We start from the raw sequence: 14,776 nt of genomic DNA, 5'->3' as shown, positions 1-14,776 counted from the left end.
GTGTGATCTCTTCAGAGTAAGCCGCGGACGCTGGTCCAGTACATGTGGTTGTATGAAATCTTGAACCAGTGCATGGGTTTGGATGGCGGCTTCAGGTCGGGCGGGTTCAGGTAGTTGAACATCGCGTAGGTCGCCTTCTCATGCCCGGCTTCGATGAAGCAGTACACCTTGCCGTCGTAATCCCGCACCGGCTCGCCGATCTTGATGATCGAGGCGATGTTCTCGCAGATGGCTTCCGCCTGGAAATGCGCGGCGGACCCGGTCTTGCTGACCGGCAGGTTGGTGGTGTCGCCCACCACGTAGACGTCGTCGTGGCCGTTCATCTTGAGGCTGTAGCGGTCGGTCGGGATCCAGCCGCCTGATCCAAGATTGTCCCGTTCGATCACTTCCATGCCGCGGTGCGCCGGAATGACGATCAGCAGGTCATATTCGACCTCGGTGCCTTCCTCGCTCTTCATGATCTTGTTCTTGGCGTCGATCTCCTTGATGTTGAACAGCGTCTCGGTGTCGACGCCGATGCGCTCGAACTCGGGCTTGGCCCACTTGGCGACGTTCTCGATGGTATGCAGGCGACCGATCGGGTAGTGGTACTTGAGCTGGACCTTGTCACGTATGCCGCGCGCCTTGAAAAAATCGTCCAGCGAGAACATGACCTCGACCGGGGCGATCGGGCACTTGTGCGGCACGCCGACCGCAACCATGACCCTGCCGCCCTTGAATTCCCTGAGCTTCTTGTACATCTTGACGGCGGACGCCTCGGTATAGAAGAACTCGGCGCCCTCGGTCATGCCGGGAGTCTCCTCGGGCACCATGCGCGATCCGGTGGCAATCACCAGGATGTCATACTCGTGCGTCTTGCCGCTTTCGGTCTTGACCTGCTTTTTGTCGAGCAGGAATTGCTTGACCGGGTCGACATGAAATTCGATGGTCGGTTCGAGCAGGCTGGCCTGGTCGCGATAGAGCTGATCCGGCGTCATTTGCCCGAACGCGACGTAGAGCAGTCCGGGTTGATACATGTGCCGATCGGAGGCCGACAGCATCGTGATTCGCACCTTGCCGGCGCGTATTTCGCCCGTGAGCCGGCGCGAGAGGTTGTTGGCGACGATGGTGCCGGCAGTGCCGCCACCCACGACTAGGATTCTCATTGCATTCTCCTCTATTTGGCCTTGCGGACCTTGATGTGCCAGACATTGCCGATCTGCTCGCTGCCGACGATCTCGTGCCCGACCTTCTTCACCCACTCGGGGATATCGGCCGCCGAGCCCTGATCGGTCGACAGCAACTCGATCACATCGCCGACACCGACATGCTTGATGTGGGAAATCAGTTCCATCAGCGGTCCGGGGCAGAACGTATCGCGCGCATCGATTACCTTGGTTTCACTCATTTTGCTTCACTCCTTCTGGTTTTCTGGGTCGGCTCCGCCGCTTAGAACGTGAGCAATTGCGCGCCGTCGGCGTCGCTCAGGAAGCGGGTCAAGCCGGTCGGCGGGCCGAACGCGGGGTCGAGGTCGTCCTTGGTGATTTTCAGCAGGTCCAGCGCCATCGAGCACGGTAGCAGTGTGGCATCGCCCAGTTCGGCCGCCATCCCGAACAATTGCCTGAAGGGCGGTACGCCCTTGCCCTGCAGCAGCGTGCCGAACTCGCCTTCCGCCGGCGGTTCCGCGCTGCTTCCCGTGACGAAATACTGCATCGCATTCATCGAAAAGAAGACCGAAACCTCGTCGCCCGACGCTGCCGCCACCGAAGCGATCATCGCGGCCATCTGCAGCTTCTCGCGCGTGCCCGAAACGCAAACTATGTGTATCTTCCTTGACATTGAGCTTTCGTCTCCGTTATGGCCGCAAAGCCTTTGCTATGCGGGATTGCTTCTGGCCGACCGCGCCTGTTATTTATGCCAGCTGTAGCGTTTGATCAGCGCCAGGCAGGCGGTGTCGAGAAGATAGCCGAAGGCTCCGATGACCAGCAGCATGGCCATGAGCTTCTCGTACTCCAGTGATTCGCGCGCATCTTCGATCGTGTAGCCGAAACCGGAAGTCACACCGAGAAACTCGGCCGGTACCAGCACGATCCAGCTCACGCCCAACGCGAGCCGGATGCCGGTAAGGACGTCAAAGGCGATAGCCGGAATGATGATCTGCGTCACGACATGCCAGGGCTTTGCACCCAGATTGCGGGCCACCTTGAACCAGGCCGGATCGACCTTGGACAAGCCTGCTGCGGTGGAGAACATCACCGGCCAGACCGCCGCGATGGCAATCAGGAAGACGATTGCCTGATCCCAACCTGCAAACACAATGACGGCGATCGGCTCCCAGGAGAGCGGGCTGATCATGCGCATCAACTGGAAAGGTGAGTTGCTCAGTTCGCGAAAACGCCTGCTGCGGCCGATCAGGATGCCGATCGGCACGCCGATCGCTATGGCAATGGCCAGGCCGGCACCCAGGCGAGCACCGCTGGTCTGCAGGGCCTTGGGGATCAGGCCGTTGCTCCAGAGGTGCCCGATTTCCTTGAAAGCCGAGCCGGGACCGAAGCTGGCGAAGTGCGACATCGCCGGGTTCAGGGTGGTCACGTAGATGGCCAGCCACCACAGGGCAAACAGGACGGCGAGGCCGCCAAAGAAATTCCACGCCCAATATACGGTGCCGTTGAAAGCGGCGGAGGATCGCGACTGTCTCACAGCGGCCGTCGCTGCGTTTCCCCCGGCAATTGCGGTGTTCTGACTCATCGTTCAAGCATCCCCGCGATGCCAGCTGAAGCGCTTGATCAGCAGTGCGCAAATGGTGTCGAGTGAATAACCGATGACGCCAATGGTGAGCACCATGGCCGTCAGGTGGTCATAGGACAAGGTCTCCCGTGCGTCCTTGATGGCGTAGCCGAGACCGGAGGTCACGCCCAGCAGTTCGGCCGGGACCAGCACGACCCAGGCCACGCCGAGAGCGAGGCGGATGCCGGTGAAAATGTCGAAACTGATCGCCGGCAGGATGATTCGGGTCAGCATTTGTATTGTTGTGGCGCCCAGGTTGCGCGCCACCTTGAACCAGGCCGGATCGACTTTGGACAGCCCGGCTGCGGTGGAAAACATCACCGGCCAGACCGAGGCGATGGCGATCAGGAAAATGATCGAATCGTCCCAGGCCTTGAATACGAATACGGCGATCGGCATCCACGATAGCGGGCTGATCATGCGCAGGAACTGGAATGCCGAATTGCTCAGGTCGCGGAAGCGCTTGCTGCGACCCATGATGATGCCGATCGGCACGCCGATAATTATCGCGATGACGAGCCCGCCGCCGAGGCGATACATGCTGGCGGCAATCGCCTTTTGCAGCTTGCCCAGGTTCCACAATTCGGGAAAGCTCTGGAGCGTCTGGACCAGGCCGAAGCCTGCAAAACTCTGGGTCTTCGGGTTCATGGCGATCAGGTAACCACCCAACCACCAGAATGCGGCAAGGATAAGCAGGCCCAGGGAAAAATTCACCACCCCCCGCCCCGCCGCCTCGGCGGCGCGGGAGGTCCGGGTGCCAGTCAAACCGGCAGCCGCAGCGGCTCCGCCGGATGCGGCGTGATTGCTCATAGGACTACACTCCCCCCGTTCCACGGCCGGCACTGCATTGCCGGCCGGCTGCGGCGGCGCGGAGCAGTGCTCCGCGAAACCCCGCCTTCGCCCCCCTCGCCAAGCGAGGGGGTGACGGGGGTTCTCCGCTGCGCGGTTCCGGGTTGTGGTTGGCGCGCCTTCGGGCGGCCGTGCGGCGCGCTCATAGATCGACGACTTCCGTGCGGACGAAGGGATCGCCGGTCTTCGGCACGCTATGGTCGTTCTTCCACTTCGGATTGGCGTCGAGCGCCTTCTTGATGAAGCTGTAATTGACCAGGTCGTTGGCGACGAACTTCGCATCGAGCTTTTCGAGGAAGGCCGAATCGCCGGTGATGACGGTCTTCTTCATGTCGTTGACGACAAGCTCGGTAGCGGAGCGGTACGGCCAACCCTGGAAGTTGATGCGTTCCATGCCCCAGTCCTTGTGCCTGATCGCGGCCGCGTTGCCGGGATAGGGGATGTCGTAGAGCATCATGGCGCGCTTGACCACTTCCTTCGGGAAGGGCAGGTAGCCCTTGCCGTCCTTGGACAGCATCTCGGCCATCGCTTCGCGGTGCTCGACCAGATGGATCTGCGCGGCGACGATGGCGTTGTGCACACCCTGCGCCCAGGCAGCGCGAGCCGGATCCATGGTATCGGCTTCGTGCATCACGACGACGCAGCAGGGATGGCCCTTCCAGACGTCACCGGTCATGCGCAGCATCTTGGCGCCGGCGCGAACTTCGCCGAGGGCATTGAAGGGCTCGGCCACGCAATAGCCGTCGATCGACTTGGCCGCCAGTGCGGGCGGCATGTCGGGCGGGTTCAAAACGATGAAGTTGCACTCGTTGGGCGCCAGTTTGGCGTCCTGCGGACGAATCACAGGCGTAATCCCGGCGTCCTTCATGATCTTCTGCGAAATGATGTTGTGGATCGAATACCAGAAGGGCACGGCGAACTGCTTGCCGCCGAAGTCCTTGGGCGAGTTGATGCCGGAGTCCTTGCCGACGACGATGCCCGAGCCATTGGTATGGTTCCAGGCCGTGATCTTGATCGGGAACTTGTTGTTGTAGCGCATCCAGATCGGCACCGGAATCAGCAGGTGCGCAAGGTTGAGCTTGTGCGACGAAAATGCTTCGACCAGCGGCGACCAACCGCGGATCAGCGTCGGCGGCGCGGAGTCGATCCCTTCTTTCTTGAAGAAACCCATTTCATGGGCGACCAGCAGCGCCGACGCATCGGTGATCGGCAGGTAGCCGATGCGGACCGTCGGATCCCATTTCTTTTCCTGGGCGAAGGTGGCGGATGTCGGCATCAGGCTGCTCAAGGCACCGAGGCCACCCCACTTGAGCAACTCGCGGCGATTGACGCCGGTACCGAGGACGCTGCTGAACAGCGGGTCGTATTCGATCGCAAGCCCGTGATCTTCGATTCCATCGCCGTGTTTCTTGTAATCGAGGTGCGGCGTTTCGGACGGGTGGTGATTCCCAACGATTTTAAGATCGCAAAGTATGCACATGCTCGGTGTCCTCCTGTGGCGGTGGTGTTGTCCTGATCTAGGCTCGGTCAGGCATTTTGTAAAACAATGTCAGAGTACTGATGCGCCGTGGCAAGCGCGCTGCCAGGGCAACCGGCTCGAGACAGGCTTCGTCATCGATCATCCAATGCTCCGTGCATTACGGGTCCCTAGCGCGCGGGACAGTCTTCCGGCCGCTGCCCGGTCGGTCCGATCGGGCAGACTTTGGCCGTGGGCGCGGGACATTCAGCGGGGCGCTCGCCTACAGGGCCCGGACAGACGATGCCCTCGCCGGCATCTTCACTATCCGCGCCTTCTCCGGCCGGAGCCCCGGCTACTTGCGCCGCGCTGTGGAAGGCGTCCATCAGCCGCGCGCGCATGGCCTGAACCGCCGGATCCTGGCGTTGCCGGGGATCGTCGAGCGGAACTTCGAATTCGTGGACGATCTTGCCGGGAGCGCCGGCCATGATCAGCGCGCGATCGGCCATCAGAACCGCCTCGTCGATGTCGTGGGTGACGATGATCAGGTTGAAGCCGAGGCGCTTGGCGATGGAGCGGACATCGCGCTGCAAGGATGCGCGGGTGAAGGCATCCAGCGCGGAAAAGGGTTCGTCCAGCAACAGCAGTTCGGGCTCCATGACCAGCGACCGGGCAAGGGCGACGCGCTGCTGCTGCCCGCCGGAGAGGTCCTGAACATTGGTGTCGGCGTAGTCCTGCAACTCGACCAGGCGCAGCGCCTCATCCACCCGCTCGCGCTTTTCCTTTTCGGGCCAGCCGGCGAAGCCCAGGCCGACGCCGACATTCTGGGAAACCTTCATCCAGGGAAAAAGATGCGGCGCCTGGAACATCATGACCCAGCGCGACGACGGACCTTCGATCTTCTTGTCGTCGAAGTGCATCGTGCCTTCGGTGGGCCGGTTCAGTCCGGCGATGATGTGCAGCAGCGTCGACTTGCCGCAGCCGGAGCGGCCGATGATGGCCAGCGCTTCGCCGCGTTTCGACTCCAGCATGAGGTTGCTGAAAGTCGGCTTGCCGCGCGAACTGTAGCGGTAGCCCAGGCCCTGGATGTTGATGTTTACACCGCGAATCGCCACCGATCACTTCTCCGTAAACAAGTTTCGACAAGAATTCCGGGCAAGGGTCACGACACTACTCTTGCGCGTGACCGCACGCCCTGCGCATGACCGTACGCGCGGCCGGTTTTGTTTGCCGATCAAGATATCATTTCCATGTTGCGAGGACGACGAACCGGTGATTGCTGTCAATCTCCCGGTCTGTCGCATCGCGCGGTGTCAATCAGCGGTCGTTCCGGATTTACTCGGCTGTGAGCCGTTCATGGACCTGCTTCATTCGCCGCGCGAGATCCTCTTCGCTCACCAGGCCGCGCTTGATCAGGGAATGAGTCAGGGCCAGAAGCTGCCGCTCGGGAAAGGGCACGTCCTGATACAGGGTCTCGGACAATTCATCCTCTTCCCAGCGCCGCTCGAGCAAAGGCAGCGGAACAGCGCCACCGACGTCCTTGCGGTCGATGCTGCCGTCCAGCCAGCGCTTCTCGACCGCCATCGCCGGAGAACAGGAAGTAGTGCCCAGCGCCTCGCACATGCCGTCCAGACTGGTTTTCCATGGCGGGTCGGGGTTGGTCACGCCATACTGATTCGCGAGATCCTCCCACACCCGGCCGTTCTCCTTGATGTCCTCCAGCAGGGAAACCGGCGTCCATTCCGTCTTCGCCGCTTCCGGCTTGACTGATTCAGTCATGGCGTACTCCTAGTGATGCGCGGGGTTGACCGCTTTGTGCACAGGCAGTTTGATGTTGGACGTCTTGCCCGGCTTCGGCAGCGCAACGCCGATCAGGCAATCCCGCGTCACGATTTCGGTGAGTTGGTCCTCGGTCCAGCCGTCGGTACCGGCGGGCCGCACCGGCATCACGATGAAGCGGCATTTCTGGTTCGAGTCTTCGACGCGGATTTCCACTTCCGATGGGAGCTGCAGGCCGAATTCGGCGAGCACCTGGCGCGGCCAGCGGACCAGACGGCGACGATAGTTCGGGGTGCGATACCACTCCGGCTGGAAGCCGAGGATGGGGCGCGGATAGCAGGAACACAGGGTGCACACCACCACATGGTGCCTGGTCGGCGTGTCCTCGAGGACGCGCAGGTCGGTATAGTCGCTCGGCGTGCCGAAACCCGTCGGGTTCAGCCAGTCGACGCCTACCGCCAGGCTCGCCTTGATGCCGTCGGTCAGGCATTGCTTCTTGTACTCGGGATCCAGCCAGGCCTTGGCAACCATGCGCGCGGCCGGTGTCGGTCCGATGTGCTCGGCAAACTCGGTGAAGCGGCGATGGTCTTCCGCGGTGAAAAGGCCTTTCTCGATGGAGAGTTCGCGAACGGCTATTTCGAGTGCCTCGAAGTCGCTGATTTCCTCGACCATCGGCGCCGGTGGCTTATGACCGTGCCCGTGCCCGTGATCGTGATCGTGGTCGTTTGACATTTGCTCTTACCTTTCTGTTCTGTACGATTTGTCGGTCCGCTTACACGGACTCCAGCCAGCGTTCCGAAAACTCGGTCTGCAGCGTGTCGTTGGGAAAATCGTCGGGATACTCCGGCCACAGATCCTTCTGCTTGAAGCGCACGATGTAGAACCATTCGGAATGGTCGACGTGGCCCCAGGCTTCGTCCTCCGGCGCCGGACTCTCATGGGTGACGACTGCGACTTCACCGACAGCGCCGCGCGAGTACACCTGGCAACGGGTATAGAAAATGTCGGGCAGGTTCTTGATGCGCACACGGTCGCCAACCTTGAACTTGGCGGGACCGGCTGTGCCAATGAAGCATTGGGGATCGCCCTTGCCGGTCGCGATCTTGGCGTGATGGGTTCTATCGTGCTGGCTCATGGCGCTTTTTCACCTCGTCAATTTTGTTGATCAGTTCGGTCAGGGTGACGTGATGCCCGTCAACCAGGACTCGTGCCGCGGACAGCAGCCACCGCCCGTAGTAGGGCAGGCCCAGGTACTGAGTCGTACCCACGTCGACATTCTGCATGCGACGCCTTTCCTCGGCACACCAGACACCGCGCCAGGCCAGGCACTCGGTGGTGACGTAGGCCCTGCTTCCCCATGCCTCATGTTCCTCCTCGCTCCAATCGCACGGGATATCGTGCTCGCCCCCGACGTCATGGGGCGATCTGGTATAGGCCCTGAACAATTCGTGCGTAATTTCGGTGGGATATGGCGCCTTGCCTGTCTTCTGTACCGGCGGCTGCAACTCGGCGACCGCGGTCAGATGCCGCAATATCTCTTCTCTGGTAGTCGATGACATAGCTGGACTTCTCCTTAAATTGTTGTCTTGCTGCAGGTCCACGCGCACAAAAGCGAAAGAACCTTTACGGATGCATATGCCGCAGATTTCTCAAGCATCGCCGACTGCAATTCCGCGCCTTCCGGACAGCGATCAACGACTCGAGGCAATCTCGTACAATTACCGGTCTCGTGCGTTTCCCCGAGAACCCCGCAAGTAGTTGATGGTTAAATTGTGTGCGCTTCAAATAGGCCTGTCCATGACTATTTTCCGATTCGTTCCATAGGAATTGACTATGCAATCGAAGCTCATGTTTCCTCGTTCAATCCGCTACCTGCTCGCGGTCGCCGAACATCAAAGCTTTACCCGGGCGGCGGAAGCACTGTATGTCTCGCAACCGACGCTGTCGCAACAGATCAAGCAGCTGGAGGAAGCGCTGGGCGTACTGCTGCTGGACCGCTCGGGACGGTCAATACAACTGACTGACGCAGGCCAGGTCTATTTGACGCATGCGCGCCGCGCCCTGGAGGAGCTCGATGCGGGAATACGGGCGGTCAGCGAGGTCGAGGACCTGAGTCGCGGCTTTCTGCGTGTCGGCATGACCCCCATCACCGAGTACCTGACCACTTCCCTGCTGGATGACTTCAGCGCGCGTTATCCCGGCATCACGGTGAGCGCCATGGAAATGTCCCAGGATCAGATCGAGTCTGGCGTGGCCGAAAACAGCATCGACGTCGGCATCGCGTTTACTCATACTCCGGCGACCGAGATCTGGTCGGGCAAGATCGAGATGCACACGATGTTCAAGGAGCCGCTGAGCCTTGCCGTCGGCGAAAGCCATCCTTTGTGCGGACAGCAGATGCCGGTGACCGCCGCTGTCCTGGAGAAGGAGGCGCTGGTGCTGCTCAGCCCGAATTTCGCGCTGCGGCGCCACTTCGACTTGTACTGCCTGGAACAGGGCATCACGCCGCACATCGTGATCGAGACCAACTCATTGAGCATGATCGTGCAATCCGTCGGCCTGGGCCGGCTGGTGACCGTGCTGCCGACCACCATCGCCTGCACCCACTCCGGGCTGTATGCCGTTCCAATGCTGCCGGAACTGCCCAACCACACGATCGCCCTGATCTGTTCCAGGGGTGCCTACAAGAGTCCGGCCTGCCGGGCTTTTGGCGTCCTGGCATCGGAGTGGAATTTTGGCCGCTGTCCCGTCACGCTGAAGCCGGACGCGCGGCCCTGTCCGCGGCCGGAGGTGTGCGCGCGGGAAAAGACGAGCTTTGTTACCGATGAACTTTAGGCTGTCGCGTCCGCGACAGCCCTGGTGAAACGGACATTCGGCATCGTCTGCGGCTCCCCGCTGATACAGGCTCTTAAAGCAGCTCGCCGCTGACGGTCGCGATTACCTTGCCGCCGACATGAATTTCGCGGCTGCTGCCGGCCATTCGCGCGCGCAATCTGACCACTGAAGGCCGGCGTACCTCGTGGCCCTGCTCGATCCGCAAGGACAGTTCGGCCGCGGCAAAGAACTTGTGCTGCAGCAGGTAGGCGCCGAGAAAGGCCGCGCCGTTTCCGGTGGCCGGATCCTCGCGCACCCCGTGGGCCTCGAAGAAGAACCTGGCGCTGAGGTGATTGCCCGGTTCCCGGGTCTCAGTGCAGAAAAGGTAGGTCAGCGGCGGGAATCCTTCGCCCGCCAGATCAGCGTAAGTCGCGAGGTCGAGCCGGCTGCGCCGCAAGGCGTCAAGGCTGCGCAAGGGCACGATCATGGCCGAGGTGCCGGCCGCGAACTGCTGAACCGGCGCCCGGGTCTCGATGTCATCCGGCGCCAGGCCCAGCGCCGCCGCGATGCGTTCCCGGGCACAGGTCGGCCCCGCAGTCACGGGCGGCGCAAGAAACCACGCGACTTCGCCGTCAGCCGCGGTGGATTCGAAAGTGACCGGCACCGGCCCTACGGCAAGCTTGAGCTGTATGTCGCCGGCAGGCTCCGGCGCAAGGTGATGGCGTATTACCCAGGCCGTGCCCAGGATCGGGTGTCCGGCGAAGGCGATCTCCCGCGCCGGGGTGAAGATCCTTACCCGATAGCCGCCGTCTGGCTCGGGGGCAGAGCGCACGAAGGTGGTCTCGGAGTAGTTGGTCTCCGCCGCGATCTGCTGCATGGTCTCGTCGGTGAGGCGATCGCCGCCAAGCACCACCGCGAGCGGGTTCCCCGCATAGGGACGCTCGGCGAAGACGTCGACGATGAAAAAACGCGGCTTCATCGAGCTGCGGGCTTGCTTCCGTCAGGGGCGTGTCGCGATCGCATCAGCCCGCAAGAGTCTCGACCTCGCGCGCATTCGCAACCGGGTGGCGCGGCGGGGCGCCGTTCGCAAGAATCTCCAGAAACAGCGGCTCCGCCTGCACCCAGGCGGCATCCTGGAATTCCCGATAAAGATCGAGCACCGGCCCGATCACCTCCAGGCGCGGCTGATTGCCGGTGTAGGGGCGATTCAGCGTGACGGAAAAGTAACCGTCGCGGCGGAAAGGGTTGCCGCTGGGTCCCGGGCTGAGGAACCAGATCGTGTAATTGATTCCGCCGCCCTGGCAGGACACCGGCTCGGCCGAGAACAGGACCCGAACCACCGTGTCCAGCGACAGGTGGCAGTGGTGGTCATCGAAAGCGCCGATCTGCCACGAGACATAGCCCTGTTCGACATAGCGATGCAGGCCGTCGAGCTTCTCCGTCTTGAACTCGATCAGGGTGCGCTCGCGATAAATCACCAGCGATGCTTCGCGCAGTTGCAGGGCCTTCTGCAGCAGCGGAATGCACGGCGGTTCCGCTGCGGGAGCGGGTTCGCCCCGGTCGGCAATCGGGCACAGCGCGCGGATGAGTTCGGGCCATTGTCCTGCGGCCAGCCCGGTACTCGCGCGCAACATCTGCAACAGCTGCAGGCCTTCGGCTGTCGTGCGCACCGCCGGTTCCACCTCGAACTCCACGAGTTCGGGGCGTTGCCGGGCATGCTGCCGGGCCAGATCGAGGTAACGCTGCACCAGCGAGAAGTTGAGCGCTCCCCTGTCGTAGGGGCAGGACAGCATCAGCGACACCACCCAGTGGTCGCCCGCTGCGCCGCCCGGGCCGAGCACCAGAAGGCGCGCCTCGAACGAGGGCTTGAACTCGAAGCAGACGCTGGGCGCCACGACGTAGCGGATGCGGTGCACGCGGCCGAAATCGATATGCAGGTGGTGCGGGGCATTGTCCAGGCGCAGTTCGCGCACACCGGCGAAGCAGCCTTCGTAGATGGGCGGGAGCAGGCGGCCGTGACCGAGGGGAATCAGTTCGCTGATCGCGCCCTCGGACCAGCGCCCGCAGGCCACCGTGATGTCCGGCTCCCGCAGCCAGTCTTGCATGGCGTCGTGAAAGAAACGGCACTGCTCAAGGAGTTCGTCACCGGAATTCAGTGAATCGTTCGTCATGAGTCCTCCCGCGAATCGGTCACGCGCAGCTTGATACGAACAGGGTTCTCAGCTGCGCTGCGCAAGATAGGTGTAGTAAGTGCAGGCTGCAAAAAAAGTGCCGTCTGCCAATGACTGCCTCTGTGTGGCGAGCCAGGCTTCGACCGTGTCCGCTGGCGCCAGGCCGGCCTTGGCGATATAGGACGCATAGGTCTCGACGAAGGACTTGAAGTAGCTGCCGCTGCCGACCTCGACCACGGCGTCGCCCCATGCCGCCGTCAGCGTAAGTCCGAAGCCGGGCATCAGCCGCGGCAGATCGCGCATGATCCGCGGATTGTTGAAACTGGCCCTTACCAGCGCCGCATCCATCCGGTGCCCCAGTTCGTGATCGGGATGGCCATAGGTCATCGATGCGTAGTCGCCGTCGAAAATCGCCAGGGTGCCGCCGGGGCGCAGCATGCGCACCATCTCGCGCAGCACCGCCGCCGGATCGGTGACATGGCTGATCAGGGTATGGGCGAAAACGGCATCGAATGTGCCATCGGGGAAATCCAGGCTGTGGGCATCGCCGACCAGAAAGTCGACCTGCTGCGCGACACTTTCGTCCTGCGCGAATTGGCGCGCGGCGTCGATGAAGTGGGCGCTTTGATCGACGCCGGTCGCCTTGCCGGAAAAGTCGGTTCTGCGCGCCAGCGCTCGCGTCATCGCCCCGGTGCCGCAGCCGACTTCGAGGACCTGCCCCGCCGGACCGGGATCGATCCGGGCCGCGTATTTGTCGAACAGGCGGGTGAAGACCGCATCCTTGGCGCGACTTTCCAGCCGCGCTATGAGGCGGTCGATGGCCCCCTTGTCGAGTTCATTGACAAATCGGTGCGGATCACGGGCAACCATGCTTGACCTTTTGGCTTCGATACGACTGCTGGCTTGGCGCCTCAGGATGCCGGCAAGCTTGAGGCTTACCGCACCGGCACTGCGGTGCTTACCAGGCCTTGTAAGGCAGGAACTTGCCGTTGAGCGTGACGACCACGCGGTCGCCCTTCGGGTCCGCCTGCTTCTGGATGTCCATGCTGAAGTCGATCGCGCTCATGATGCCGTCGCCGAACTTCTCGTTGATGATTTCCTTGATGGTTTCGCCGTATACGCCGACGATCTCGTACCAGCGGTAAATCAGGGGATCGGTGGGGATCGCCTGGGTCCAGGTCTTTTTCGGAAAGCGTTGCAGCGCGGCCGAAACTTCCTTGCCCAGGCCGAGAACCTTGGCCACGGCATCGGCCGGTTTCTTGTCCAGGTGGTTCATGCCCAGGCATGCCGAGCAGACATACTCCGGGGCAAGGCCGGCGGCCTTGGCGATGTCGCTCCACTTCAGGCCCTTTGCGTCCTTGGCCGCGAGCAGGGCATCCTTCATTTCGTCTTTGTTCATGGTCTTGTCCATTCGTGTTCAATAAGGCGGAATGGGGCCGGAGGCTGAATCAAGGCCCCCCTTCCCAGGTCCGTGCCGGGAAACCGGGGGCGGCAAACCGTCAGGCAACTGACAATCGACTTCGGCTGGGACCGCGCCCGACAGCAGCCCCAGCGTCGTCGCCCGTGCCGCGGTGGCGGAACGCGCCCCGGTGGTAAAACCGGTACGGTTGCCTTGCTCCCGCAGGGCGGTCGACTTGCGAATTTCCCCGGGATCCCTCACGGTGACGATCTGATCATCAACGCGCGGGAAAACCGTTCGGCACCGTCGCGCGCTCCCGCAGGAGGCCGGCAATCCAGCGCCGGCAGGCCCAGGCGGACAGGCTGCCCAATACCAGCCAGTAAAGGGCATTGGCAATCGCGGTGGCGACGAAGAACTGCCGGGCGATGGCCGTCAACTGTGCCGCTTCGGCCGGCGCGTGTTCGGCAAACGGCAAGCCGGCATGCGGCGCACCGAGCAGATGCGGCACGGCGAGCAGCAGCACACCGACCCAGCGCCACGGACCACGGCCAAACGCCAGCAAGGCCAGGCCGCCTGCCGTAGCACCCACGGCGAGCAGCCACCAGGCCTGACGTGCTGCCAGTGCGGCACCTTGCGCACCGGGAATTTCGGGCGGCAAGCCCATGGCCGGGGCGACATAGAAGCTCAGATAGCCGGCCAAGCCCCAGAGCAGCCCATGAACCGGCGACAGCCGAACCGCGCCGCGCCAGCGCTGAACGCCGGCCATCATCGCCAGCGCCAGCAAGCCGAAGCCGAACGCGGTCAGGACATTCGCCAGGGCGGTAAAGGCGGTCCGCTCGAAACCTGCGGCCGGCGACCATTCGGCCGCGCCGTGATCATGATCGCCATGAGCATCGGCTGGCGCGGCCGTGGCGATTCCATCGGCGTGTGAATGTGCGGAGGTCGGCGAACTGGCGTGATGCAGCGCGTGATCATGACCGGGTGCCCCGTGCGGTGGCGGTGCAACGGCCACCACCGCCGGCATCCCGGCGGCAGTCGCTTCAAAGCGTTCCGCCGCCGCGATCAGCGGCACCACCTGCCAGCGTTGCACCGCCGACAGGAATAGGCCGGCCAATGCGCCGACGAGCAGCGCGCACAGCACCAAACGTCGAAACAGCATGGGCGGCTCAGTGGCAGGGGAAGGAGTGCGAATGACGACCGTCGTGGGCGGCGTTATGCACCGACGCCGAGGTCGCGAATCCGGCAGCGTAGATCATCACCAGACCGAGCACCGCGGCAGCGGCGATCTGCATGACGGCGGAAATGGCGCGACGGCCGGTGGCGTTGTGGATTAGAACTTGCGCTTGTTGCATGACGACTCCTTGGCGTGGTTAAAGCGACAGCAGTCTTTCCTGCTTGCGTGAGATCGAATCGCCCGACCGAGCCGGACGACGGTTGATAACAGTTATGACACGTCCGGGCCTGAGCCCGCTTCCGAGTACTGCTTATGCCATCCACGACCCGAGGCGCTTTGCGGCGGTTGCGAGCCGCATCCCTGAAGCA

The 14,776-nt window shown here is 62.6% G+C and carries 18 protein-coding genes; 1 reads left to right on the top strand and 17 read right to left on the bottom strand.

Going from position 1 to position 14,776, the window contains the following annotated elements:
• Positions 1–11: 11 nt before the first annotated feature.
• The 11 genes from RMO95_RS00805 to RMO95_RS00755 form a co-directional block, all read right to left on the bottom strand.
• On the bottom strand, positions 12–1,145 hold the full coding sequence (locus RMO95_RS00805; protein ID WP_310448680.1) for an FAD/NAD(P)-binding oxidoreductase: 1,134 nt from the start codon (positions 1,143–1,145) through the stop codon (positions 12–14).
• A gap of 11 nt (positions 1,146–1,156) precedes the next feature.
• Positions 1,157–1,387 (bottom strand): sulfurtransferase TusA family protein, encoded by a 231-nt coding sequence (locus RMO95_RS00800; protein WP_310448679.1) that lies wholly within the window; start codon positions 1,385–1,387, stop codon positions 1,157–1,159.
• A gap of 41 nt (positions 1,388–1,428) precedes the next feature.
• Complete coding sequence (locus RMO95_RS00795; protein ID WP_310448678.1) at positions 1,429–1,818, bottom strand: DsrE family protein; 390 nt, start codon at positions 1,816–1,818, stop codon at positions 1,429–1,431.
• Positions 1,819–1,887: 69 nt separating this feature from the next.
• Positions 1,888–2,679: an ABC transporter permease gene (locus RMO95_RS00790; protein ID WP_310448677.1), complete on the bottom strand. Its 792-nt coding sequence runs from the start codon at positions 2,677–2,679 to the stop codon at positions 1,888–1,890.
• A gap of 51 nt (positions 2,680–2,730) precedes the next feature.
• Entirely contained in the window at positions 2,731–3,576 is an 846-nt protein-coding gene (locus RMO95_RS00785) for an ABC transporter permease (RefSeq protein WP_310448676.1), read from the bottom strand.
• Between the two features lie 181 nt (positions 3,577–3,757).
• Positions 3,758–5,095 carry an ABC transporter substrate-binding protein gene (locus RMO95_RS00780; RefSeq protein WP_310448675.1) on the bottom strand — a complete coding sequence of 446 codons (1,338 nt, stop codon included), beginning with the start codon at positions 5,093–5,095 and terminating at the stop codon, positions 3,758–3,760.
• A gap of 167 nt (positions 5,096–5,262) precedes the next feature.
• Positions 5,263–6,186 carry an ABC transporter ATP-binding protein gene (locus RMO95_RS00775; RefSeq protein WP_310448674.1) on the bottom strand — a complete coding sequence of 308 codons (924 nt, stop codon included), beginning with the start codon at positions 6,184–6,186 and terminating at the stop codon, positions 5,263–5,265.
• 220 nt (positions 6,187–6,406) lie between these two features.
• Positions 6,407–6,850: a hypothetical protein gene (locus tag RMO95_RS00770; RefSeq protein ID WP_310448673.1), complete on the bottom strand. Its 444-nt coding sequence runs from the start codon at positions 6,848–6,850 to the stop codon at positions 6,407–6,409.
• 9 nt (positions 6,851–6,859) lie between these two features.
• Entirely contained in the window at positions 6,860–7,582 is a 723-nt protein-coding gene (gene scnC, locus RMO95_RS00765) for a thiocyanate hydrolase subunit gamma (RefSeq protein ID WP_310448672.1), read from the bottom strand.
• Positions 7,583–7,622: 40 nt separating this feature from the next.
• Positions 7,623–7,985 carry an SH3-like domain-containing protein gene (locus RMO95_RS00760; protein WP_310448671.1) on the bottom strand — a complete coding sequence of 121 codons (363 nt, stop codon included), beginning with the start codon at positions 7,983–7,985 and terminating at the stop codon, positions 7,623–7,625.
• Positions 7,969–8,409: an SH3-like domain-containing protein gene (locus RMO95_RS00755; protein WP_310448670.1), complete on the bottom strand. Its 441-nt coding sequence runs from the start codon at positions 8,407–8,409 to the stop codon at positions 7,969–7,971. Before RMO95_RS00755 ends, RMO95_RS00760 begins: the two co-directional genes overlap by 17 nt.
• A gap of 274 nt (positions 8,410–8,683) precedes the next feature.
• Here RMO95_RS00755 and cynR point away from each other — a divergent pair, with 274 nt between their 5' ends.
• On the top strand, positions 8,684–9,685 hold the full coding sequence (cynR, locus tag RMO95_RS00750; RefSeq protein WP_310448669.1) for a transcriptional regulator CynR: 1,002 nt from the start codon (positions 8,684–8,686) through the stop codon (positions 9,683–9,685).
• A gap of 73 nt (positions 9,686–9,758) precedes the next feature.
• On the opposite strand, the gene RMO95_RS00745 is transcribed toward cynR, so the two are convergent.
• The 6 genes from RMO95_RS00745 to RMO95_RS00720 form a co-directional block, all read right to left on the bottom strand.
• A complete protein-coding gene (locus RMO95_RS00745) occupies positions 9,759–10,643 on the bottom strand; it encodes a PhzF family phenazine biosynthesis protein (RefSeq protein WP_310448668.1) in 885 nt (294 codons plus the stop codon).
• A 43-nt stretch (positions 10,644–10,686) separates the two neighbouring features.
• Positions 10,687–11,835: a hypothetical protein gene (locus RMO95_RS00740; protein WP_310448667.1), complete on the bottom strand. Its 1,149-nt coding sequence runs from the start codon at positions 11,833–11,835 to the stop codon at positions 10,687–10,689.
• Positions 11,836–11,883: 48 nt separating this feature from the next.
• Complete coding sequence (locus RMO95_RS00735; protein ID WP_310448666.1) at positions 11,884–12,705, bottom strand: methyltransferase domain-containing protein; 822 nt, start codon at positions 12,703–12,705, stop codon at positions 11,884–11,886.
• Between the two features lie 88 nt (positions 12,706–12,793).
• Positions 12,794–13,234, bottom strand: coding sequence for a cyanase (gene cynS, locus RMO95_RS00730; RefSeq protein WP_310448665.1), 441 nt, complete (start codon positions 13,232–13,234; stop codon positions 12,794–12,796).
• Between the two features lie 277 nt (positions 13,235–13,511).
• Positions 13,512–14,393 (bottom strand): CbtA family protein, encoded by an 882-nt coding sequence (locus RMO95_RS00725; RefSeq protein WP_310448664.1) that lies wholly within the window; start codon positions 14,391–14,393, stop codon positions 13,512–13,514.
• A gap of 7 nt (positions 14,394–14,400) precedes the next feature.
• Positions 14,401–14,586 carry a CbtB domain-containing protein gene (locus RMO95_RS00720; protein ID WP_310448663.1) on the bottom strand — a complete coding sequence of 62 codons (186 nt, stop codon included), beginning with the start codon at positions 14,584–14,586 and terminating at the stop codon, positions 14,401–14,403.
• Between the last annotated feature and the right edge of the window lie 190 nt (positions 14,587–14,776).

It is taken from the genome of Sulfuritalea sp., assembly GCF_031426875.1.
Classification (GTDB): Bacteria; Pseudomonadota; Gammaproteobacteria; order Burkholderiales; family Rhodocyclaceae; genus Sulfuritalea.
The sequence above is the reverse complement of the archived record's forward strand: the minus strand, read 5'-3'. Positions and strand labels throughout refer to the sequence as shown.